Raw genomic sequence first — 24,387 nt, 5'->3', positions numbered from 1 at the left:
GGAATATGACTTATGATACGATTTTGGAACCGACGCTTTAAAACAGGTACTTTGACAGAAAACCCGGAGATCGACAAAGAACTCCGGATTATTCGTAAAGAGATGAAAAATCTTGTAAAGAAGAAGTTTGCCGGCTCTCTGGCGATCCGTATGGTGGACAGCGGCAGCTGCAATGCCTGCGAAGCCGAATGCAATGCGCTCTCCAATCCCTACTATGATCTGGAGAGGCTGGGCATTTACTTCGTTGCCAGTCCGAGGCATGCAGATGTGATGCTGCTCAGCGGTGTCACAACGTTCAATATGACTCCTCATGTCCTTGATGCCTACAGGCAGATACCTGAACCCAAATGGGTGATTTCTCTTGGTGCCTGTCCCGTGATGGAGGCACCTTTTGAAAAGACTTTTGCCATTAACGCACCGGCAGGAGAGCACCTCCCCATTGCACACCATATTCCGGGATGTCCTCCGGAACCGATTGATATTATCCGGGGATTTTTGGCATTTTTAAGAAAAATTTAGAACAGGCCGAAACTTTTTCCTGTTCGGCTTGCTTGAAATCAACCATATCAAATATCAAAATAAATATACTTTTATATGATACAAAAAAGTTTGATATTTTTTCTTTCCGGGCTGTTTTTTACTGTATGTCCTGTGTATGCGAATGTTCTCCAGGACGCCATAGATCGTACTGCACCTTACGCAACCATCACCTTGGCGGCAGGCACGTACCGGGGAAATATCAGTATTGACAAGCCTCTTACCCTTCGGGGAAAAGAACCTGGTGTCATCATTCAGGGTGACAAGCAGGGCAATGTGATCAGCATTACAGGGTCACAGGTGACACTTGACAACCTTACCGTCACCGACAGCGGTACCCGGATGACGACACTTGATGCTGCGATTACCCTGAAGCAGGCCGATCACTGCCATGTCACAAAATGTACAATACGCAACAGCCTCTACGGGATCAATATGCAGAGTGTCAGAGACAGCAATATTACCTACAATTTCATCACATCCAACGGCAACCCCGTTCCGTTGCGGGGCAATGCACTTAAAGTATGGAACAGCAGCCGTATTGAAATCCGAAACAACACTGTTGAAAAGAGCAGAGATATCACCCTGGCATTTTCGCAGGAGATACTGTTCAGCGGGAACAGTATCTCTCAAAGCAGACACGGACTGGCGATAGAAAGAAGCAGACGGACAACCATTGAAAACAACCATTTTGCCTACAATGCAACCGGTATAATGTTGGAAGCTTCACAGGAGACGAATATTTCAGACAATGAAATACTCAGCTGCAGAGGAGTGGCCGGTATAGCCGTGGTCATTCAGGGCGGCGGTTCTGTCAGGTTCATACATAATAAAGTCAGTTTCAATGCCAAAGCATTTTATATTGATACCAAAGGACATGAAAAAGGGATGAAGCGTTATTTCCGGAACAATACCATCTCTTACAACAAAGAAGCATTTCATTTTCACTCGACCATCCGGAACAATACCATGACAGGAAACAGAATATTCGGGAATATAGATGATGTGGTCAAAGATATCAAGGGAACAGGGAACGGAGAAAACCGTATCGCATACAATTACTGGGACCGCTATGAGGGATTTGACAAAAACGGAGATAATATCGGTGATACACCCTATCGTATCTACCAGTATGCCGACCGGCTTTGGCAGTACAATAACAAGATCAAATTCTTTTATGCCAGTCCTGTGATGTCACTGATGAATTTTATAGCGCAGCTGGCTCCTTTTATAGAGCCCAATCTCCTGCTTGAAGATACGAAGCCCATCGTGCATATGAAGAAGCGTTTTTAGCAAAAAACCGTTTTAGTCTTTTTTTGCCCGTTTGCGGTTTTTCAGTATTTCCCGTTTGATATGCAGCCTGTCTTTGAGTTTGCTGATCTTATGCCTTTCACTGTCTTCGAGGTCTATATTGATGTGTTCCACTTCCTCACCGATTTTTACCGAGAGCATTTCAGATTTTTTCATTGCCAGTATCTGGGAAGAGAAGATACTTCGATGCCCGGAGATCAAAAAGCTGATTACGGCACCGAGTGCAGCATAGTGCGCGATATCGATCCCAAAGAGTTCAACTGCCATGATCGTTGATGCAATGGGTGTGTTGGTCGTAGCAGAAAGTACACTGACAAATCCGAGTGCAGAGAAGAGCACAACATGTTCCGGGGCAAGCAGTGCTCCGAAAGCATGGCCGCTGGTCGCACCGATGTAGAATATGGGAGTAATAATACCGCCGCTTCCTCCGGCACCCAGGGAGAGGGAAGTGAATACGGTTTTGAGCAAAAAAGTATACCAGTGTACATCTGTGCCGAAAAGCGGGTCAGGGTTGATCACATCGCTGATGGTATCAAGCCCGAGGCCAATATATTCTTCACCGAATATCAGTGTCAACACGACAATGATCACCCCTCCCACAAATGCCTTTGTATAGGCACTGACCTTGATCTTTTTGATATATGAGGCAGTCAGGGAGACGGAAGTGATCACAAGGTCGGAAACAAAACCGAAAAAGAGTGCGGCAAGAATAACTTTGGCGATCAGTCCCATATCAAGAGAGATATTCTGATAAAAGTGCAGATTATAATAAGTATATTTGATCCCGAGGAACTGTGCAGTGGTGAATGCGGCAAAACCTGCAATGAAGGAAGGGAGCAGTACATCATAGAGGATCACACCGATAATGAGTACTTCCACCCCGAAGATCGCTCCTGCCACAGGGGTACCGAAAACAGTGGCAAAGCCTGCGCTGATACCGCAGATGACGAGTTTTTTGCGGTCCTGTTTGGTAAACCTGAAAAGATCGGAAAGTGCAGAGGCCACACCTGCACCAATCTGTGCTCCGGGACCCTCTTTACCGACAGAGGCACCGGCAAAAATACTGACCACCGTGGCAAAAAGCTTAATGGGGATCACCGCTAAATTGATCTTTCCATCCTGTTTATGTACGGCTTCAATCACTTTTTCCGTACCGTGTCCTTCCGCAGAAGGGGCAAAAGTATTCACTAACCATACCGTGAGCAGCAGTGCAAAAGGAAGTACATAATAGTAGTGGAACGGCAGAAAAGAACGGGAGTCTTCCGCATACCCCAGAATATTGAGAAAAAGTGTCACAACGGCACCAATGATGACACCGACAACGGAAGATAAAAATACCCATTTGGTAACACTGAAGAAAATAGCTGTCTGTTCTGTGATGTGTTTTCGTATCATAATAGTATGTCCATAATCAGAGTATTCTAATTATGCCACAAAGCATGTAAAGAGTGATAGCATATTGTACGAAAAGATCGTGTTTGATGTTTATCAAGACTTTAATGTGTGCTTTTGATTATAATCGATCTATGTTAAATGAACAAAAAACAGTTCTTGTTACAGGATCCAGCAGCGGTATGGGAAGAGCATCAGTGATTGCTTTGGCAAAAAAAGGTTTTATTGTCTATGCAGGTTCAAGAACACCGCACAAACTTTTTGATATCCAGTCGAAGAAGATACGTCCGGTACATTTGGATATCACTGATCCAAAAAGTATTGCCGAAAGTATCGGATTTATAGAACGTATTGATGTCCTTGTGAACAATGCAGGGTATGGACTGGTCTCAACGGTGGAAGATGCTACAGAGCAGGAAATGTTTGATCAGTTCAATGTTAATGTTTTTGGTGTTTTGCGTGTCTGCAAGGCAGTCATTCCGAAAATGCGCATACAAAATGAAGGGATAATTATCAATATCAGCTCTTTTTTGGGAAAGATCGGGTTGCCCCTTTTCACTTTTTACAATGCCAGCAAATATGCAGTAGAGGGGATAACGGATTCTCTGAGGTATGAATTGAAAGATTTCAATATTCGTGTACATTCAATTATGCCCGGGTTTTTTAATACTAATTTTGCTAGAGATAACCTTGTGACCAACCCTGAGACCTTTAAAGAAGATTCACCTTATGCCCACATGGTAGCTACTTTGGCTCCTTTGATCGTAGAGCAGATAAACAGTGGTAATAATACAGTGGAAATAGCGCAAATGATTTTGGACATTATAGAAAAAAGTGATTTTCCTGCGCGCAGAACAGCAGGAGATAAAGCCAAAAAATTTATTCCTATGAAAAGAGAGTTGAGCGATGAAGATTTTGAGCGCAGAGTAAGAGCTTGTTATAACCTTTAGGAAAAATGGATGGACAGTTTCTTTTTTAATATTACGGAAAGGCGCTATAAAGTCACAGAGATATGCAAAAGCAGAAATACCTATAGACAGAGGGTAGACATCTCCAACGGGATTGTTTTTCTTGAAAACAGATCAGAAGAGTGCACAGAAGTACTGAGACTGAAGAACCTTGACAGGATGGTGATGATCGTAATGGCCAAACAGGGAACACTGATGATAGAAGACCATTTGTCTGACCGTCAGGAGAGTGTCAAAGAGGGAAATATTGTCATCTTTTCTTCATCAAGACAGGATATGCTTCTCTATATAGCAGAGCAGAAAACATCGGATATTTTCATTCTGTTTATTGCAGATTTTTTTCTAAAACGCTATTTGAGCGGAAACAGACAGGAGCCGATTGATTTTCTTTATGACAAAATGCAGTATGACGTTTCTCTGGAGCGTATCAATACTCTACCGATAGATGCTTTGGCACTTTACAGAATCAATAGAATACTGCATGTGTCACACAAAGATACGATGCAGAGTATACGTGCTGAACATCAGGTGATCGAATTCATGATACACCGGTTCTCTTTGCTTGATATTGTTGATGACGTTACGGAAGAGACATTGGCATTGGCCCGTAAAGCAAAGTCAATATTGCTGAAAGATTTTATTGATCCTCCCACGGTCGAGGGCTTGGCGCATCTCTGTGCAACCAATGCCTCCAAACTCAAAAAAGTTTTTAAAAAAGTATACAATACTACTATCCACGCCTATGTACAGAAACTGCGGCTGGAGGAAGCAAATATTCTTTTAAAAGAAGAAGACCTTACCATTGGCGAAATTGCAAAAAAAGTAGGCTACAGGCATCAGGGATATTTCTCAAAACTCTTTTTTTTAAATTATGGTGTTTATCCCAAGGATTTGATGCACTAAATCAGCATAAAAATCTTTTTGTGCTAAAAGAAAATTCTTTTTATGCTAAAAACATCTTGATTTGTATTCTCACATTTTATATACTGAACTTATCAAAATGATAAAAAAGGATGTCATATGTCAAAAGTAGTGTTGGTAACTGGATCAAGTTCTGGGATGGGAAAACGTATATCGGAGTTTCTTTCAGAGAATGGATATATTGTTTATGCAGGCAGCAGAAAGGCTAAAAGTCTAAGATCGAAAGCTAATTTGAAGCCAATCTATTTGGATGTAACAAAAACAGATTCTATCAAACAGGCAGTTGAAATGATGATTGAAAACGAAGGCAGAATTGATGTACTGGTCAATAATGCAGGATATGGACTGCTCTCAACTGTAGAGGATGGTACAGATGAAGAGATGTTTGACCAGTTCAATGTCAATGTTTTTGGCCTTCTCAGGACAACACGAGAAGTGTTGCCTCACATGAGGACAGCAAAATCGGGTGTTGTGATTAATATCTCTTCATTTTTAGGTAAAATGGGATTACCTCTTCTGTCACACTATAATGCAAGCAAATATGCTGTGGAAGGGATTGTAGATTCCTTGCGTTTTGAGACTTTGCCTTATAATGTCAGGGTACACTCTATCCAATCGGGACTTTTTGGTACGAATTTCGTTAAAGAAGGACTGGTTGCAAATGTGGCTACAACAGCGGGAAATTCACCCTACAAAGAGTTGGTAACACATTTTGTACCTATAGTAGCACAGGCAATCAATGACGGGCCGGATCCGCAGCCTATCGCTGAAGCAGTCAAAAAAATTATAGAAGATGAAAATGTGGATATCTTCGTACCGGTTGGTACGGAAGCAGAGCATTTTGTACCGTTAAGAAAAAAATTAAGTGACAAAGCATTTGAACAGAAAGTAAAAAAGACTTTCGGTATTTAGATACGAGGATATACTATGAAAAAATTACTTCATCCGGTGACGATCACGTTTTTGGTACTGATGTTCATTATATCTCTGCCGTTTATGCTACATAAACACACTGTCAGGCTGACCGATGCACAGCTCAGAAAGGCAGCGGCAAACCACAACCTTGTGTCTGTACCCAAGACGTATGAAGGGATGCTGAAAGCTTCGGATAATCCGAAAAACCCTTTGGGCAAAGCAAAAATCGCACTGGGAAAACAGCTTTTCTTCGATACCCGTCTTTCACGTGACAATACCATCAACTGTGCGAGCTGCCACATTTTGAATGAAGGCGGTGATGACAATCTGCCGACGGCTATCGGTTATCACGGCAGAGCAAACCCGCATCACCTGAACTCCCCGACCGTGTTCAATGCTGCCTTGGCAAAAGCACAATTCTGGAATGGTCGGGCCAAAGATGTCGAGGAGCAGGCGGGCGGACCGGTGCAGGCCCCGTTCGAGATGAATATGACACCCCGAGAGGTAGAGGCACGGCTCAATGTCGATGCTGCAATGCGGCAGCAGTTTGAAACGGTCTTTGGTGACAGCAATATTACGTTTGAGAATGTGCGAAAAGCTATCGGTGCCTATGAGCGTACGCTGCTGACACGCGGTGCCTACGACCGTTTTCTCGAAGGTGATGACCAGGCCATTTCCCCTGCAGCCAAACGCGGAATGACCCTTTTTGTCACCCAAGGGTGCAGCGGATGCCATACCGGTATGAGCGTCGGCGGGCAGAGCATACAGAAATTTCCGCTCAGGCATTATGCAGGAGACTATTTGGGGCTGCTTTTTGAACCCCGTCTTTCCATTCGGACCAGTCCTTTTCCTTTTGCGAACAAAGGCGGTTTTCTGGGACGTAACGACAATTTGAGGTTCAGAGTGCCCATTTTGCGGAATATCACCCGGACAGCCCCCTATTTTCATAATGGTGCAGTAGACAAGATAGAAGAAGCGGTGCGCATCATGAGCAAATACCAGCTGGGCAACGAATTCACTCCCGAGCAGATAGATGATGTGGTGGCCTTTCTGAAGACGCTTGAAGGGGATCCTGTCCCGTATAAGATCAAATAAAGCATGCCTGTTTAAGCAGACGGGGATATAATTTGGGTTTATCTTAAGTCATGGAGGATCGTACATGCTGAAAAAAATATTTTATACCTGCCTGTTATTTGTACATATGCTCTATGCCGGAACGCTTGCTTTTACCCTGGAAAACGATTTTTTCGGCACGAAAGACGAGGACAGCCACTATACAGACGGGATCTTCCTGACCTATATGAGTGATGCCAATGCAACAGACTTTCTGGATACTTTTTTCCCCGAAGAACAAAGCAATCTGGCAGTCTCTTTTACCCATCAAATGTTTACCCCCGTCAATGGTGAGATCACAACACCCCAATGGGATGATCTGCCCTATGCCGGCTATGCCAGATTCAACTTTCTCCTCTATAAATCAACGGACAATTATTTTCATGAATTCGGTATCAATTTCGGTGCGGTAGGGCCCGTGACACATGCCGAGCAGCTTCAGACATTTTTTCACCATATCTGGGGAAATGACCCTTTCAAAGGCTGGGATACCCAGCTCGGCAATCAAGTGACGGCCGGTGTGTCGTACCAGTTCGCCTACAAAACAGATCCCTACGACCTGTTGTATGGATACAAATGGGATGCCATTGGGAATGTCCGGGGGGAACTTGGCAATTTCTATACGGGAGCATTGACCTCGGTAACGCTGAGGCTGAGCAGTGTGGTGCAAAAAAGTTTTATGACGGCAGGAAGTTTTACGGTGGGCGACGAGAGTTATCTGCTGAATGAAGGCGGTTCGGAAGGTTTTAACTGGGATATCTCTTTTGGTGTCTTTGCCAGTGCTATACATAACTATTACATTGTTGATGAGGGGATCGATGAGGGCTACCACCTGAAACCGATGCATGGAAGTACCGGATGGCAGGGGGCTTTCCACTTGATGTACGGCTCTTTTATCTATGCCTATACGATCAAGTCCACCCATGTCAACGGGCAGCGTCATAAACGCTGGGGCGGTATGACACTGGGCTGGCGTTTCTGACCTTCCGGATATGCCTGTTTCCCCCGTTCTTCTCTATAAGTCCCCGAAAATTTAAAATCTTACTTCAGATTTTCTAAAGCAAAAGTCACTATAATTTTTAAATTGACCGACGGTCAGTCAAAAGGATACAGATGGCAATTATTGTAAACAAAGAGGAAAAACGCAGGAATATTGCACTTTCCTGCAGGGCACTGCTGCTTGAGCACGGCATAGGCGAACTGACCATTTCACAGATCGCCAAAACCGCCGGTGTGGGCAAAGGAACGATCTACGAATATTTTGAGAACAAGGAAGATATCGTTTTTGAGATCATGCAGACTTTTATCGTTGAGCATGAAAAGAGACTTGAAGAGATCAGCCGGTCGGAAATGTCCACAAAAGAAAAACTGTTCCATTTTTTCTATTTGCTGTTCGAGAATGAAACAGCACGGAAGCACCTCGGCATCTATAAAGAGTTTCTTGCCATTTCTCTGATGCAGGAGACCAGAGCAATGCTGGATTTCAGTGAAGCGTGCAGAGAGCGCTTTTTGTTCATACTGAACAACATTCTTGAAGCCGGTGTACGTTCCGGGGAGTTGAATGCCCAGATGTCCGGTTCTGCCGGTTCGCTGGTACTGTTCGCGACAGGGGTTATTGTGGATTCACGTTTGAAGACCTGCGATGTGAAACAGGAGATCGATCATTTACTGGATATTATCATAGTCAAGGAGTGCAAATGAGAATCATATTACTGCTGTGCCTGCCGCTGTTTGTGCTGGCACAAAGTTACGGCTTGAAGAACTTTATCGACCAGGCGGGAAGGACCAACGGTCTGATCAAGGCCAAAGCCCTCAATGTCAAATCAAAAGAACAGGAGATAGAGGCGGCAAAAAGTGCCTACTGGCCTACTGTGGATATCGGGGCGGACTACAGTTTCCTGTCTCCCAACTATATCGTAAGTCCGGGACAGACGGGAAATGCGTTTATTTCTGCAAACCTGAACCTGTATGACGGCGGAAGGAAAGATGCTATTTTAAGAAGCAAGGGTTTTGAACATGAAGCTTCACTGTTTGAAAAAACGGCATTTGAGAAAAGCATCACGCTTGAAATAACACGGCACTACTACGGTATCAAGAGTCTCAAGGCGACACTGCATGCCCTGCAAGAGCGTTCCAGAGAGCTCAAAGCGCAGATCATCCGTGTCAAGAAATTCAAACTGACAGGTTTGGCAACAGAGGAACAGGTCGACAAACTCCAGTCGGTCTACGAGAACAACCAGTATAGCATTGAAAATACAAAACTCTCCATCGAGACCAGCGAAGAGAACCTGAAGCTGATCAGCGGCCTACCCGCCAGGCATTTGAAACGAAATTATTTTCTTGAACCGGGAAAAGTGCATTTTGAATGGTTTGAAACCATTAAAATACTTCAGGCAAATGCCAATGCTGTCGGTGAAAATGCCAAAGCCATCGATGCGGGCTATCTGCCGCAGGTCAATCTTTCAGACACATATCACCGGTCGCATTTTGATGACCAGGTCAATATTCCGCTGCCCGGATTCAGCGGAGACGGATTTTTGGTGGATCATCAGAACAAGATAGGCGTATCGGTGAATATGCGACTTTTTGACAAGGGTAAAATGTCAAAAGAGAGTGAAGCGGTCAAGTACAGAAAAATGGCACTGCTTTCACAGCTGGATCAGGCCAAACGGGAACAGAAGATGAATTTCAGACTGGCGCGAAAAGGCATGAATACAACCAAAGAAAAAATGAAAAGTGCCAAATCTGCTCTCAAGGCAGCGACAAGCACTTATAGCGTTTTGAAAGAGAAATTTGAAGTCGGGCTGGCCGATGATATCGCCTTTTTGGATGCTCTTGCTACCAAAACACTGGCAGAGGCACGCTACAAAGATACAGTCTATGATTACGAAGTCAAGAAATCAATCTATTACTATTATGCAGGGAAAGATCCCAGGGAGTTTATACGATGACAAAAATACTGTTGAGTCTAATGTTGCTGGCCTTGAGCCTTCAGGCAAAAGAGATCTATGCGACATTCAATGTGGAAGCCAAACATCATGCCGATCTGGCATTTACGGCAACAGGTATTGTCGATAAAGTAAATGCGGATGTAGCTTCAGTGGTGAAAAAGGGGGATGTACTGGTTTCCCTGGAAAACAGTGATTTTAAAGCATCGCTTGCCATTGCCCGGACGGTACTTAAGTATGCCAAACGTGATTATGGTCGTCAGGTTGAAGTAAGGAAACTGGTTGATGCAGCAAAGTTCGACCAGTATGCTTTTAAATACGAACAGGCCAAGGCACAGCTTGATTATCATCAGGCACTTTATGAGAAGACTCTTCTGAGGGCACCTTTCGACGGCGTGATCTATGCAAAAAGTGTGGAAGCCGGAGATGCAGTCAGCGGTGCAATGATCAGAACGGTTATGAAAATACAAAGTCTCAGGGAGAGAAAACTGATACTTTCTGTCGACCAGAAATACTGGAGAGTGTTGAAACCGGGCCTGACGTTCAGGTACAGTGTAGATGGTGATGCAACTGTCTATACAGGCAAGATCAGCAAGGTGTATCCGTATGCGGACAATGCGAATAGAAAGATCAGGGCGGAAATAGAAGCGAAAGATTTCACCCCGGGACTGTTTGGGGACGGATACATTATCCTTCCCGATGCAAAATAGGGCAGGCAGATGTATAAATTAGCCATCAACAGACCCATTACCACACTGATGTATGTGGCGACTCTGATCATATTTGGATGGATGAGTTTCAAATCGATGCCTTCGGCACTCTTCCCCAATATCGATTTTCCCATTGTCACCATTAAAACGGTCTATCCGGGTGCAGAATCAAGCACTATTGAGTCACAGGTTACAGATAAGATAGAAGAAGCCATTTCCCGTATCGGGGGGATTGACAGCATTACCTCTACCAGTTCGGAAGGTGTTTCCGTGGTTATGGTAAAGTTTTTTCTGGAACGTGACATTAATGAAGCGACCAACGATGTACGGGATAAAGTAGCCGCAGTACTTCTGCCTATGGATGCCAAGATGCCTCTGGTAAGCAAGCTCGATATTGGCGGGGCTCCTATCATCAATATCTTTGTGGCTGCCAAAAAGCACAACATCAGAGAAGTCATGCGTTTTGCCGATGAGAAAGTCAAACCCGAACTGCAGAAGATCAACGGCGTGGGTGCCATTAATATCATCGGGTACAAAGACCGTGAGATCAAAATCTTTCCCAATCCTGACCTGCTGAACAAATTCGGTATCACTGTCAGCGAGCTCAATGCGATCGTCAAACGTGAGAATGTAAAAGTCGGAGGCGGAAAGCTGATCACAAAGACCAGGGAGTATGTACTCAAGACTAAAGCGGATGCTTTGAGCGTGGAGCAGCTGAAAAATATTTTCATTAAAGACAATATCAGACTGAAAGATATTGCGAAAGTGGTTGATACGCTCAGTGACGCAAAGAGTTATGCCTCCTACAACGGCAAACAGGGTGTCATGCTCGAAGTACAGAAAATATCGGGTACCAATACCATTGACATTACCAAAAAAGTGAAAGAAACAGTACCTGAACTCAGAAAAATGGCCGGGGATAATTTTGAAGTAAAAGTGCTGAACGATACTTCGCCTTTTATTATCAATTCGCTTGAAGATGTCAAGTTCGACCTTATCTACGGTTCTATTCTTGCCGTGCTTATCATCTTTCTTTTCCTGCGTAACTTCACCATCACTTTTGTTTCGGCACTTTCTATTCCCACATCTATCTTCGGTACGTTTGCACTGATGGACTATATGGGATTCGATCTGAACAAAATGACACTGATCGGGCTGACGCTTGCAATCGGTATCATTATTGATGATGCCATCGTTGTCATTGAAAATATTTATAAGAAGATGGAAGCCGGCATGGGCAAATTCCAGGCAGCATATGAAGGGACCAAAGAGATGGCCTTTACCATTATGGCGATTTCCGCAATGCTTCTGGCTGTTTTCATCCCGGTCTCCTTCATGAGTGGTATCGTGGGTAAATTCTTTGAAAGTTTTGCGATGACCGTCGGTTTTGCGATCATTATCTCCTATTCTGTCGCATTGAGCTTCATTCCGAGTCTGAGTGCGCGTACCCTGAAAAAGGGAGAGAGCAGATTCTATGATATTACCGAGCCGTTCTTTAAAGCAATGGAACGGATTTATGAGCGTATTCTGCGTTTGGTACTGCGTTTCAAAACAGTGACACTCCTATTAGTATTTCTTATCTTTTTTGCCTCACTGGCACTTTTTCCGAAGATCGGTATGGATTTCATTCCCAAAGAAGACAAATCGGAATTTGAAATCAAAATGAAGGCAGATGCGGGTATCAGTCTGGCACAGATGATCAGGGAGTCAAAAGAAATAGAAAACCTGGTCAAAAAAAATCCGAATGTTGTTTACACTACACTGAGTGTGGGCTACAACACGGCACAGGAAAAAAATAAAGCAAAAATCTATGTGAAACTGACAGACAAGAGCAAAAGAAAGCTTAACCAGGAAGAGATCATTCAGCAGTTTAGAAAAAAACTGGAACCTTACAAAAAAAAGATGTTCATTACCGCTGCGGCCATCCCTTCCATCAAAGGGGCCGGGGTAACGGTGCCGTATCAGATCGTTCTGAAATCGGATTCTTTCAAAGAGCTCAAAACAGCAGCGAAGAACCTGACGGACTATCTGGCAAAGAAAAAAGGTTTTGTAGATATCGATACCAACCTGGATAGCGGAAAACCTGAAATAGATATCAATATACTCAGAGAAAATGCCAACAGACTGGGTATCTCTGCTTCACAGATCGCCAATGCCATTGCCACAGCTTTTTCAAGTGATCTGGAGATCTCCTACTTTGAACAGAAAGGAAAGCAGTATAACATTACATTGCGTTTTCCAGACAAAGAACGTGTTTCTCTTGCTGATATCAAAAAGATACAGCTTCGTGCAGCCAACGGCAAGCTGGTCTACCTTGACGGACTGGTGAAGTTCACCAAGTCAAAATCACTGGCGACGATCAACCACTACGACCGTCAGCGTCAGGTGACCGTGTTCTCCGATCTTTTCGGACTGGATCTTGGCGGTGCAGTGAACTATACCCGTGCAGGTATCCAAAAACTGCTGCCGCAGGGTGTAAGCTACCGCTTTACCGGATTTGCCGAAGAAATGGAAAAAACAGGCAAGGCATTTGGTATGGCCATAGGACTTTCTGTCATCCTGATGTTCATCATCCTGGCAATCCTGTATGAATCTTTGATCCAGCCGGTTATTATTATGATAGCTCTGCCCTTGAGTATCATCGGGGTAATGCTGGCACTCTATCTTAGCGGATTGCAGTTCAGTCTTTTTGTTATGATAGGGTTTATGCTCCTGATGGGTATGGTAGGAAAAAACGCTGTATTGCTGGTCGATTTTGCCAACCATGCCATGCAGCACGGAAAAGATGCAGACAATGCTCTGATCGAGGCAGGAGAAAAGAGACTCCGGCCGATCCTTATGACCACGATCGCCATGGTTTTCGCCATGCTGCCTCTGGCACTCGGAAACGGCTTGGGGAGTGAAACCAAAGCACCGATGTCCATCGCCATTATCGGCGGACTTTTAAGTTCGATGCTTCTGACCCTGCTGGTCGTACCGGTCATGTACAGAATGATTATCCCTCTGGACAGGTGGTTTAGAAAATTCTATGAAGTAGGAAAGGTAGATTAGATGGAACAGAGAGTATTCGGCCCGGAAGAGAAAAAAGTGCTTGTCGGCAGGATCAAAGCCTATTTCAACCGTGAACTCGGAGAAGAGATAGGCCAGTTCGATGCAGAGTTCCTCCTGGAATTCTTCGGCAGCGAGATCGGTGCATACTACTACAACCAGGGGTTGCAGGATGCAGCCAGGGTCATCGAGTTGCAGACTGAGGCTATGAAAGAAACATTGTACACGATGGAAGAGCCCATACTCTAAGAAGGACCAAAATGCAAATCATTAAAAAATACTGGATAGGGTTTTTGGCTGTTGCGCTCATTGCTGTTGCCGCAGTGATGATCTATCAGAAGCTGCATCCCAAAGTACTGCCTTCAAATCTGGTGGAGGGTACCGGGCGGATCGATGGTGATTTGATCAATCTCAATACCAAGTATCCCGGCCGCATCGAAAAGATTTATGTCAGTGACGGGGTGGCCGTGACAAAGGGAATGGTCATAGCCATACTTTCGAGCAAAGAATATCAAGCGCAAAAAGCACAAATAGAGGCACAGATAGAAGCACTGAAAAAAACACTTGAAGCCAAAAAGATCGAATTGGAGATCGCCAGAACAGCTGTACCTGCCGGGCTCAAAAAAGCAAAGGAACAGTTGAAATCTGCACAAACGAAGCAGAAAGTCCTTGAAGAGAACATCAAAGCACAGCAGAAAGTACTGGCCCAGGCCGAAAAAGACCATAAACGTTCGGTTTTTCTTTACAAAAGCAAGGCGATCGATCCCCATGCCTTTGAAATTTCCAAACTCAAAGTCGATACCGAACATGACAAATACAAAGCGCTGCTGCTGGAGCGCAATGAGCTTACAGCAGCGATTGCGGTTGCCCAAAGTGCTGTAGCAGAAGCAGAAGCATCGCAAAAGAAGATATTTTCCCTTGAATCTTCCATTGAGGCATTCAAAGATACGATCAAGGCAGAAGAAGCATCGAAAGCACAGGTGGATGCCATTATCGCCTCGTTGACACTCCGATCGCCGATAGACGGTTTTACGGTAGAGAAGATCGCCAGCGTGGGAGAAGTGGTCGGTGCAGGGATGCCGGTAGCGACGCTGATCGACCCGCATTCGCTCTATCTGAAGATCTTTGTCGATACCCTGCAGAACGGCCGGATCAAGCTGGGCGACAAAGCGGTGATCTTCCTCGATGCCTACCCTGACAGACCCATCGAAGCCAGTGTGGTCAATGTGGCACAGCAGGCGGAGTTCACACCCAAAGAGGTAAGCGTGCGTTCAGACCGCATACAGCGGGTTTTTGCCGTCCATCTCAAGCCGCTGAAAGTCGATCCGCTTCTGAAACTGGGGATACCCGCTATCGGTGTCGTCACCATAGACGGCAAAGGGTTGCCGAAATCACTGGATGAGATACCGGTCTTATGAAAAACATCGACAAAAATGTGGTGATGCTGGGATGGGTAAGTTTCTTTACCGACATGGCATCGGCCATGATCAATCCTATTTTGCCTATTTTTGTCGTAGTAGTGCTGCATGAAGGGATGGACAAACTGGGGCTGATCGTTGCCATTGCGACTTTTGTTTCCTATGCGCTGCGTCTCGTTTCGGGTTATGTCTCGGACAGGTATGGTATCGTCAAACCGCTGGTTGTCGGAGGGTATGCCCTTTCGGCTGTGAGCAAACCGCTCATCGGAGCGACACACGGCTATAAAAGTATTGCTTTGCTCAAGGCATTTGAAAGAGTGGGCAAAGGACTTCGTTCCGCTCCCAAAGACCTGATGATCTCAAGCTACAGCAAAGCCAATGCTTCAGGCAAGACTTTCGGGTTTCACAAAACGATGGATATTGCCGGTGAACTCAGCGGAACACTGATCCTTTTTAGCCTCCTGTGGTATTTTGGCCAGAGTGAAACAGTGATGCGGACCATCTTCTACGCGACTCTGATACCGGGACTCATAGGGCTTGTGCTGGTAGCATTCTTCGTGCGGGATATCCCCCGATCCGAGTCGTTTTCGACGCAGGCATTCACCCTGACACAGAAAGACAGGAAAACCATTGGCTCTCTGCTTTTCTATTTTCTTTTTCTGCTTTTTGCTTTCAGTGATGCATTTTTTACGATGCAGGCAAAAGAGATAGGCATAGCAACAACTGTGATTCCGCTGCTCTTTGTCGTTTCGACTGCGACACAGACCCTGACCAGCTATACTTTCGGTGTTTTTATTGACAAAACAGGTGCGAAACGTGTGCTGGCATTTGCCTATACCTGTGGGGTGGTCGCACAGGGTCTGTTGTACTTTCAAGACCCCGTTTTCACCTGGGTCGCCTACGCTTTTCTCGGACTATTTACTGTTGCTTCTCTCAATGCCAACCGTGCTTTTATTTCACAGCAGGCTGACAACCGAGGATCAGTTTATGGTGTTTTCTATGCAGGTGTGGCGCTTTTTGGTGCAGCAGGTGCCTATCTGAGCGGGCTGATCTGGGAACATTTCAGTATGCAGGCAGCCCTGCTTTTTTCTCTGACAGGGACTTCGCTTTTGGCTTTGATCTTCATAGGGAGCCGCTATGGCCGGTCTTGAAGTACGGGATGTTACCGTCTCCTACAAAAAAAAGGTGGCGATCAGAAAAGTTTCCTTTGACGCCAAAGCCGGTGAGATCATTGGAATGATCGGTGCGGACGGTGCGGGGAAAAGCTCTTTGATGCATGCTGTTGCCGGAGTGCTTCGTTTTGAAGGGGAAGTCAGCTACGGGGGCAGGGTTTATCGTTCTCCCAAAGAAGCAGAAGCCCTTAAAACAGAATTCGGTCTTATGCCGCAGGGGATCGGTCTGGTACTCTATGAGACGCTTACCGTGGCTGAACACCTGGACTTTTTTGCCCACATACGAAGTCTCCGGCAGGATGCGGCATTCAGGGACTATCGTCAGAAATTGCTGCATATGGCGGGACTTTCGGATTTTGCTGACCGTCAGGCAGGCAAACTCAGCGGTGGAATGATGCAGAAACTTTCCCTCATTTGTACCCTGCTGCACCGTCCGAAACTGCTGATACTTGACGAGCCTACCACCGGGGTCGATCCGCTTAGCCGTCTGGAGCTGTGGGATATTCTCGACAGCATACGCAAAGAGGAAGGGACGATCGCTCTGGTCAGTACAGCCTATATGCAGGAGGCGGCCAAAATGGACCGGATACTGCTTTTTGACGAGGGGGAGATCATCGCCATGGGAACGGGAGAGACACTGATAGATTCAGTCAGGGAGTATACCTTCGAAGCGGGAAAGTGTCCTGAAAAAAGCAGTTCAGATACAGCCTGCTTCAGTTTCGATAAACGAAGCTACAGTCTTGATCCTCTGCCCTCTCCCCATGTTGAACCGACGCTCGAAGCTCTCTTTTTTGTCAATGCACTCAGAAAAAAGCGCACACTGCCCAGGCTGGAGATAGAGGCACGGGAAAGCAAAACCGAAATTCCGGAAACGGTGATGGAGGCCAGAGGGCTGACAAAACGTTTTGGTGATTTTACGGCGAACGATCATATCGATATGAGACTCAAAGGCGGAGAAATCGTGGGACTTCTGGGGGCCAACGGTGCGGGCAAAACGACTTTTATCAAGATGCTTCTGGGGCTCTATCCCATAGATGAAGGTGGGCTGACACTGCTGGGAAAAAGCATCCGCAGCAGTGATGACCGCCAGGCACTCAAAGCTAAGATAGGGTATGTCAGCCAGCATTTCGCCCTTTACAAAGATATGACAGTCAGGGAAAACCTGATCTATTTTGCCAATATGCACCGTATTCCCCTCTCCACAGCGATCAAACGTATCAACCGATATGCGCGTGAACTTGGTTTCAATGACTACATGGACCATTCGCCGAATGAACTGCCGTTGGGGATCAACCAGCGTTTTTCCGTAGCAGCGGCACTGCTGCATGAGCCGGTCGTTCTTTTTTTGGATGAGCCGACATCGGGTGTCGATACGATCGCGCGAGCCCAGTTCTGGGAAATGCTGCACAGGCTCAAAGCGTCCTGGGGTATTTCCATTTTGATCACGACGCATTATATGAGTGAAGCAGAGTACTGTGACCGTGTTGTTCTCATGCGCCAGGGCAGGAAGATCGCGGATGATACAGTCGAAGCGCTCTATGCCGGGCACCCGGATGCGAAAAATTTTGAAGATATTTTTCTGAGCTACTACAGGAGCGAAACATGAACCTTTCTGTCGTCAAAGCTTATATGCTCAAAGAGTTCACGGAATTGCTCCGGACGAAGATGATTATAATGGTCTATCTGCTTCCCAGTATGATCCTGCTGCTTTTCGGGTACGGGATCCGCATGGAAGTGACTCATGCCCGTACCTTAGTCATCGATAACGACCAGAGCCATTTTTCGAGGATGCTGACAGCCAAATTCGAGCATTCGAAATACTTCGATACAACGGTTACACAGATGAGCGAAGCTGAAGCTCTGCACCGCATCAAGCAGGCTAAAACGGATATTATCGTCATTATCCCTGCGTCGTTCGAAAAACGCCTGCTGCATGGACAGAAGAGCGAGATCGGTGTTTTTGTTGACGGGGCATTTCCAAACAGAGGAATGACGATGGAAAATTATGTTCAAGGAGTCGTTCTCAATGCCGCACAGAGTGTGGCCGGATCGCTGGGCAGCCATGGCGGACTGATCAGTATCAACAGCCGCAACCTGTTCAATCAGGCGATGCGTGACGAGAATGCCATTGTTCCCGGTCTGATAGGCCTGGTATTGCTGGTGGCGCCGGCGATACTTTCAGCACTGATGATCGTCAAAGAGAAAGAACGGGGTACGATATTCAATTTTTATGCTTCACCGCTGAGCAGGAGCGAATTTCTCGCAGCAAAACTGATACCAGCATTTCTGCTGCATTCGCTCAATATCTTCATTCTTTTTCTCTGGGCGACAGAAGTTTTTGATGTACCTTTTCGGGGAAGTTTTTCGCTCTATTGGTTCGCAGCCGAGATTTATATCCTGATCAGCCTTTCTATCGGTATGCTGATCTCGGTTATTACCAGCCGGCAGATCGTTGCCGTGGTACTGACGATCATTATTACGATCATTCCGGGGTTTCTCTATTCGGGTATCCTGATGCCGATCTCTTCCATGGCAGGCGGATCCTATATCGAAGCGCATCTCTTTCCGGTCATGTATTTCAACCATATCGTCTATGACTGCTTTCTGGCCGGGAAAGGGCTTGCTTCCGCCAAAACGGCTGAATATCTGGGAATTCTTATCCTTTATGCCGTGATCCTGCTTCTTCTGGGAACTGCTTTGCTGAAAAAGGAGCTGAAATGAACCGTGTTTTCTGGGTGGTCTTCGGCAAAGAGATCTTTGGCTTTTTGCGTTCTGCCGGACTGGTAGCAGTGGTGCTCTATGCCTTTACAGCAGATATCTATATTGCAGGAAAAGGGATCCAGATCAAACCCCGAAACGTGAAAATAGGGTATGTGGATGATACCGGAGGAGGTATCAGCCGGAAGATACTCTCGCACCTGCACAGACCTGAGTTTCTCAAGCCCCGGCGTTTCAATTCACAGAAAGCGCTCAGCCGGGCCATCTTCAACAAGGAAATTCTGGTCGGTATACTCTTCGACCAGGATTTTGAAAAAGATTTCCGCCAGGGCAGGAAGGCACAGCTCAATCTTCTGCTCGATGCGACAGCGGCAAGCCAAAGCTTTACAACGCTCGGTTATCTTCAAAATATCGTGATGGATTTTTCCAAACCGAATTTTCCCGTCGTCATCAAGTCCCATAAACTCTTTAATCAAAATGCGGATAACCATACTTTTATGGCTCTGACCGAAATGCTCTCTGTCACGACCCTGCTGATCGTCATACTCACAGCGGTGGTCTTTGTCCGCGAGAAAGAAGAGGGAACCTGGGATATTATGCTGCTGATGCCGGTAGACCCCAAGCTGATCATTCTGGCCAAATCGCTCTCACAGGTGATGATCGTAATGGCCGGTGTGATTCTGGCACTCGGTTTTGTGATATTCGGTGCTTTCAATACGCCGATGAACGGTTCGTTCTGGGCATTTATACTGCTGACCTTCTTCTACTCTTTTTCCAGTGCAGGTATCGGTCTTTTCGTTGCAGCGGTCTCCAAAAGCACGATGCAGGTCGCACAGCTCTCCATTATCATCATGATGCCCCTGATCTTCCTCAGCGGTGCCTGGACTCCGATCTATGCCATGCATCCGATATTGCAGTTCCTTTCCCTGTTTTCACCGCTGCGCTACTATATTGAAGGGAGTGAGAGCATCTTTTTCAGAGGTACGGCATTTGTAGATCTTCTTCCCTATTTTGGCGGTGTTTTGGTTTTGGGAGTGCTTTTATACTGGTACGGGTTCAGAAAGATCGGGAAACTGTTTTAAACAATTTTCATTTGAAGGGCAGTTTTCAGTACAGTATATTGTGATACAATACTTAAACCCGGGTTTAAAAAGGAAAAAGTATATGTCAAAAAAAGAAACAATATCACTGGTCCTTGGAAGCGGCGGTGCGAGGGGGTATGCGCACATAGGTGTCATAGAGGAACTGCTCAAATACGGTTACAATATCAAGTCGGTTTCGGGTTCTTCCATGGGAGCGCTTATCGGCGGGCTGTATGCCTGCGGCAAGCTGGATGCCTACAAAAAGTGGGTATTGGGACTTGATCTGTTCGATGTGGCGAAACTGGTTGATTTTTCTTTCACGGGAACAGGTATCATACAGGGAGAGAAAGTATTTGACGTGATCGAAGAGATGGTGGGAGATGTACTTATAGAAGAGCTTCCCATCCCTTTTACCGCGGTAGCGACAGATCTTATCAGGCAGAAAGAAGTCTGGCTGCAGAAAGGGAAACTCGTAGAAGCACTCAGAGCTTCGATCGCCATTCCGACGATCTTTACTCCCAAGCAGATCGGTGCGCGTCATCTGGTAGACGGCGGGATACTCAATCCTCTGCCTATTGCCCCTACGGTAGCGGATGATACCCAGATGACCATTGCGGTGAACCTTTCCGCCAATATCTCCAAAAAGTACCAGCTCGATATTCCCGAGAAAGAACAGGAAAAAGCAAGCGGCATGCAGGATATTTTTTTACAGATGGCCAGAAAGGCGGAAGAGCTGTTCGCCAGAGAGAAGACCAATGATTTTGATGAAATGGATATGTTTGACATAATGGGACATACGATCGATATTATGCAGAATGCCATTATGGAAAGCAAAATGGCAGGCTATGCCCCCGATATCATCATCGGCATTCCGAACAATGCCTGCGGTTTTTACGAATTCAACAAAGCATATGAACTGATACAGCTGGGAAGGCTGATCGCCAGAGAGCATTTGGAAAAGCGCTGAAATGAAAACAGAGCGAAAAGCATTCCTGCACAAAAACAGATGGCGCATACTTTTCAGCCTGTCAGGATTTGTCCTTTTTGTGTACATGCTGACGAATGTCCTTAACAACGGTCCGATACTCAAGGCGGACAAATGGGTCAGTCTGCATATGTCTGAACTGCAAACCCCTGCATGGACAAAGCTTATCATCTTTGTGACCGATCTTAACGGCTTGTTTGCAAGTACAATTGTTTTTGCAGCTGTCAGTACCTTTCTGTGGTACAGAAAATGGTATAGTGAGCTTCGTTTCTTTCTGTACTCCTTTGCCGGTGCCGTACTGCTGTTCAATGTCTTTAAATTCAGTGTTCAGAGGGCCCGTCCCGATACAAGACTTCTTGACCTGATGACGTATTCGTTCCCTTCCGGACATGCGACTATGGCAACGGTACTGGCTTTTTCCCTTTATGTTGTTTTTGTCAACAGAGTCGATACGGGATTGCCGCGTATATTTCTTTTGTTTGCCTGTATTCTCTGGCCTGTGACCATTGCCTTTACGCGTATCTACCTGAATATACATTGGCTCAGTGATGTCCTTGGCGGGGCGGGACTCGGAATTTTCTGGACCACCCTTGTCTGGATACTGTGCAGTCGCGGACAGCAAAAACAGCACAATAAAAATAAACTGTATCAATAGAACGTAAAAACAGGCATGGTCAATTTTTAACCATAATCATAATTTAGATTAATAATAAATCCACTAATTGTATAAAAAATAATCAATATCCTGTATAGATACTTGATTTGAATCAATTTTTTCCTATAAGAGCTTACTATAATTAGCATTACAGATAAAAATACAAGAGGAGGGGAAAAATGACATTTACAAACTCGGCTGAGTTATTGTCTTTTCACTGGGTAGCATATACGATCTATGCAGCAATGATTATTTCTGTTGTGGCATGGTTCGGGTACAACCTGACCAGAAAAGAAGCAAAATCAGTCTTTAGAATACCGTTTTACTGGTATATGGCATTTTTGGTCGCAGGCGGTGTCGGACACCATATTTTTACATACAATACTATTCCGTGGGTTTCACAGGATATAGACAGGCAAAACATCAAAGCGGATGCCAAGTATGAATTTGAGGTAGAAAACCACAAGTGGATCGGTCTGCCCAAAAAGATCGTAGTACAGTGTGGACAGACGATCAGATTCGATGTGCACAGCAGGGACCTGGTGTACGGTTTCGGACTTTTCAGGCAGGATGGTTCCATGGTGATGCAAATGCAGGTCAATCCGGGAACGGACGTCAATGGAATTCTGGATTCAAATGATATTCTATGGACCTTTAACCATAACGGTTCATTTGATCTGACATCTACAGAATATTCCGGGCCTAAACAATATACGGAAGACGGAAAGGACTTGATGCTGGTAAAAAATCTTGTTCAAGTTGTAGGCTGTAAAAAAGGAGGTGGGAAATGAGTTTTATGCATAATCTTAAAGAGGGGACGAATTTTGACCATAACAGTCTGAATGCACTCCAAAAAGTGACACTTCGTTCAGTAGTTATGGCATTCCTCTTTTATGGTCTGGTTGCACTTGAAGGGATGATCATGAGAATGGTGGAAGTAGGGAAGGTACCGCTCAACCCGCTGCCGGGACAGTTTTTCCATCCGGAGCATTTCTTTTCCATCATGACCGTACACCCGATCGTCGGTATCTTCGGTTCGACGTATCAGCTTGTTTTCGGGGCTTTCATGTTCCTAGTGCCGTATCTGACAAAGAAGCCGCTTTACAGCATTAAGCTTGCCAATTTTGTCTGGCTTCTGATCACGATCGGAACAGCACTTGCCTGGATTGCAGCCTTCGTATGGCAATATGCACCGCTCTATACACTCTACTGGCCGCTTCCTGCAGATACCCACCAGTTCAAAGTAGTCGGAGGGATCGTATTTATCATCGGTGTTGCTTTGATCATGGTAGGAACTTTAGGGTTTATCTACAATATTTATGCGACGATTTTTGCCCGTGTCGGTATTCATAAGAACAAAACACTCAAAGAACTGCTTATCTCCGGTTTCGGTATTGACGGTATGCTCAACCTGGTCAACAAGTTACGCGGGAAACAGCCGTACAGCAAAGAGCCGGCCCTGGCACTTCCTGTTGTGGCGATCTTCCGCGGTACGGTCGATACCTTCCTTGATGCCCTGGTGATCCTGGGGGCAGGTATTCTGATTTTGATCTATCTGGTTTTTGATGCCAGCGGACATGCGCTTGATGTCACTGCAATCGATGCACTGCTCTACAAGAACTTTTTCTGGTGGGGGCTTGACCTTGTCGCCGACGGTCTGGTACTTATTTATGTAGCGGGTTCATGGTATTTGCTTGCGATGCTGATCACAGGGCAGAAGCTCTTTATGGAGAACGTGGCAAGAGCGGCGCTGATGCTTGAACTGCTCGTCTCCTGGATGGTCTGGTCCCACCACCTGCTGGGAGACCAGGGACAGCCGGAAATGATGAAACTGATCTCCGGTGAAATGGTGACTGCTTTTGAATTGCTGACGCAGGGATTGGCACTTTTCATTACTCTGGTAACACTCTGGAAAGCAAGGCCGCTTAAAATGACAATGGAACTCAAGTATCTGCTTGGCGGTATGGTCGGTTTTGGTCTGGCTGTTCCGGCAGCTATCATTCAGGCAGATATGGGAATGAACAGGGTACTGCACAATACCCAGTGGATCATCGGTGCACATGTGCACATTGCTCTGATCGTCGGACTGTATATGACACTTTACAGTGCCGTATATGTCCTGTGGCCGCTGGTGACAAACAATACGAAGCTCTATTCGCATAAACTCTCAAATGCACACTTCTGGCTTCATCTCATCGGTGGTATCGGTATGGGTGCCTTTATGGGGATGGCAGGGCTTGACGGAATGTTAAGACGTCACCTTTATGTAAACGGACAGTTTAACCCGGACATGGTGTTTGCAGCTATCTTCGGTTCCATGCTGCTGCTTGCCTGGGCACTCTTCCTGTACAATATTATCATGAGTGTCGGTCTCAAAGGCTTGATAGGCATCTTTTCTCCGGCAAAAGACCCGACAGCCTCTTACGGCATTGAGGAAGAGCTTGAACCGGCAGACGATCCTGCCTTTGCAAACAATTAAGGTAAAAAACCACAG

Annotated in this window: 22 protein-coding genes; 21 read left to right on the top strand and 1 reads right to left on the bottom strand. The window is 45.7% G+C overall.

The annotated features are described in order from the left end of the window. Positions 1–12 precede the first annotated feature (12 nt). Complete coding sequence (locus tag F8L24_RS04855; RefSeq protein ID WP_294952510.1) at positions 13–519, top strand: hydrogenase; 507 nt, start codon at positions 13–15, stop codon at positions 517–519. A 75-nt stretch (positions 520–594) separates the two neighbouring features. Further along, positions 595–1,830: a nitrous oxide reductase family maturation protein NosD gene (gene nosD / locus F8L24_RS04850; protein ID WP_294952508.1), complete on the top strand. Its 1,236-nt coding sequence runs from the start codon at positions 595–597 to the stop codon at positions 1,828–1,830. 12 nt (positions 1,831–1,842) lie between these two features. Here nosD and F8L24_RS04845 read toward each other — a convergent pair whose 3' ends face one another. Then, the gene (locus F8L24_RS04845) at positions 1,843–3,243 is read right to left on the bottom strand and encodes a chloride channel protein (RefSeq protein WP_294952506.1); all 1,401 of its coding nucleotides are present in this window, start codon (positions 3,241–3,243) and stop codon (positions 1,843–1,845) included. 86 nt (positions 3,244–3,329) lie between these two features. Here F8L24_RS04845 and F8L24_RS04840 point away from each other — a divergent pair, with 86 nt between their 5' ends. The 19 genes from F8L24_RS04840 (at position 3,330) to F8L24_RS04750 (ending at position 24,372) form a co-directional block, all read left to right on the top strand. Beyond that, positions 3,330–4,190 (top strand): SDR family oxidoreductase, encoded by an 861-nt coding sequence (locus tag F8L24_RS04840; protein ID WP_365937967.1) that lies wholly within the window; start codon positions 3,330–3,332, stop codon positions 4,188–4,190. A gap of 9 nt (positions 4,191–4,199) precedes the next feature. Beyond that, positions 4,200–5,111: an AraC family transcriptional regulator gene (locus tag F8L24_RS04835; protein WP_294952504.1), complete on the top strand. Its 912-nt coding sequence runs from the start codon at positions 4,200–4,202 to the stop codon at positions 5,109–5,111. Between the two features lie 117 nt (positions 5,112–5,228). Next, on the top strand, positions 5,229–6,041 hold the full coding sequence (locus F8L24_RS04830) for an SDR family oxidoreductase (protein ID WP_294952503.1): 813 nt from the start codon (positions 5,229–5,231) through the stop codon (positions 6,039–6,041). Positions 6,042–6,056: 15 nt separating this feature from the next. Continuing rightward, positions 6,057–7,139 carry a cytochrome c peroxidase gene (locus tag F8L24_RS04825; protein ID WP_294952502.1) on the top strand — a complete coding sequence of 361 codons (1,083 nt, stop codon included), beginning with the start codon at positions 6,057–6,059 and terminating at the stop codon, positions 7,137–7,139. Positions 7,140–7,203: 64 nt separating this feature from the next. After that, complete coding sequence (locus tag F8L24_RS04820; protein WP_294952501.1) at positions 7,204–8,139, top strand: lipid A deacylase LpxR family protein; 936 nt, start codon at positions 7,204–7,206, stop codon at positions 8,137–8,139. A gap of 131 nt (positions 8,140–8,270) precedes the next feature. Then, on the top strand, positions 8,271–8,858 hold the full coding sequence (locus F8L24_RS04815) for a TetR/AcrR family transcriptional regulator (RefSeq protein WP_294952500.1): 588 nt from the start codon (positions 8,271–8,273) through the stop codon (positions 8,856–8,858). Next, positions 8,855–10,108: a TolC family protein gene (locus F8L24_RS04810; RefSeq protein WP_294952499.1), complete on the top strand. Its 1,254-nt coding sequence runs from the start codon at positions 8,855–8,857 to the stop codon at positions 10,106–10,108. The genes F8L24_RS04815 and F8L24_RS04810 overlap by 4 nt, the downstream gene beginning before the upstream one ends. Then, complete coding sequence (locus F8L24_RS04805) at positions 10,105–10,815, top strand: efflux RND transporter periplasmic adaptor subunit (RefSeq protein ID WP_294952498.1); 711 nt, start codon at positions 10,105–10,107, stop codon at positions 10,813–10,815. Before F8L24_RS04810 ends, F8L24_RS04805 begins: the two co-directional genes overlap by 4 nt. A gap of 9 nt (positions 10,816–10,824) precedes the next feature. Beyond that, positions 10,825–13,866: an efflux RND transporter permease subunit gene (locus F8L24_RS04800; protein WP_294952497.1), complete on the top strand. Its 3,042-nt coding sequence runs from the start codon at positions 10,825–10,827 to the stop codon at positions 13,864–13,866. Beyond that, entirely contained in the window at positions 13,867–14,112 is a 246-nt protein-coding gene (locus tag F8L24_RS04795) for a DUF2164 domain-containing protein (protein WP_294952494.1), read from the top strand. It begins immediately after the preceding gene. 11 nt (positions 14,113–14,123) lie between these two features. Beyond that, positions 14,124–15,281 carry an HlyD family efflux transporter periplasmic adaptor subunit gene (locus F8L24_RS04790; RefSeq protein WP_294952492.1) on the top strand — a complete coding sequence of 386 codons (1,158 nt, stop codon included), beginning with the start codon at positions 14,124–14,126 and terminating at the stop codon, positions 15,279–15,281. Next, positions 15,278–16,432 (top strand): MFS transporter, encoded by a 1,155-nt coding sequence (locus F8L24_RS04785; RefSeq protein WP_294952489.1) that lies wholly within the window; start codon positions 15,278–15,280, stop codon positions 16,430–16,432. The genes F8L24_RS04790 and F8L24_RS04785 overlap by 4 nt, the downstream gene beginning before the upstream one ends. Next, positions 16,419–18,059 (top strand): ATP-binding cassette domain-containing protein, encoded by a 1,641-nt coding sequence (locus F8L24_RS04780; protein ID WP_294952486.1) that lies wholly within the window; start codon positions 16,419–16,421, stop codon positions 18,057–18,059. Before F8L24_RS04785 ends, F8L24_RS04780 begins: the two co-directional genes overlap by 14 nt. Beyond that, the gene (locus tag F8L24_RS04775; protein WP_294952482.1) at positions 18,056–19,174 is read left to right on the top strand and encodes an ABC transporter permease; all 1,119 of its coding nucleotides are present in this window, start codon (positions 18,056–18,058) and stop codon (positions 19,172–19,174) included. Before F8L24_RS04780 ends, F8L24_RS04775 begins: the two co-directional genes overlap by 4 nt. Further along, entirely contained in the window at positions 19,171–20,253 is a 1,083-nt protein-coding gene (locus tag F8L24_RS04770) for an ABC transporter permease (protein WP_294952480.1), read from the top strand. Before F8L24_RS04775 ends, F8L24_RS04770 begins: the two co-directional genes overlap by 4 nt. An 82-nt stretch (positions 20,254–20,335) precedes the next feature. After that, positions 20,336–21,220 (top strand): patatin-like phospholipase family protein, encoded by an 885-nt coding sequence (locus F8L24_RS04765; RefSeq protein ID WP_294952476.1) that lies wholly within the window; start codon positions 20,336–20,338, stop codon positions 21,218–21,220. 1 nt (position 21,221) lies between these two features. Continuing rightward, positions 21,222–21,893, top strand: coding sequence for a phosphatase PAP2 family protein (locus tag F8L24_RS04760; RefSeq protein ID WP_294952473.1), 672 nt, complete (start codon positions 21,222–21,224; stop codon positions 21,891–21,893). A gap of 179 nt (positions 21,894–22,072) precedes the next feature. Further along, complete coding sequence (locus tag F8L24_RS04755) at positions 22,073–22,684, top strand: hypothetical protein (RefSeq protein WP_294952470.1); 612 nt, start codon at positions 22,073–22,075, stop codon at positions 22,682–22,684. Continuing rightward, on the top strand, positions 22,681–24,372 hold the full coding sequence (locus F8L24_RS04750; protein ID WP_294952467.1) for a cbb3-type cytochrome c oxidase subunit I: 1,692 nt from the start codon (positions 22,681–22,683) through the stop codon (positions 24,370–24,372). The genes F8L24_RS04755 and F8L24_RS04750 overlap by 4 nt, the downstream gene beginning before the upstream one ends. Positions 24,373–24,387 lie beyond the last annotated feature (15 nt).

The organism is Sulfurovum sp., assembly GCF_015493435.1.
Taxonomy (GTDB): domain Bacteria; phylum Campylobacterota; class Campylobacteria; order Campylobacterales; family Sulfurovaceae; genus Sulfurovum.
Note: the sequence above shows the minus strand (reverse complement) of the source record. Positions and strands in the feature narration are given on the sequence as shown.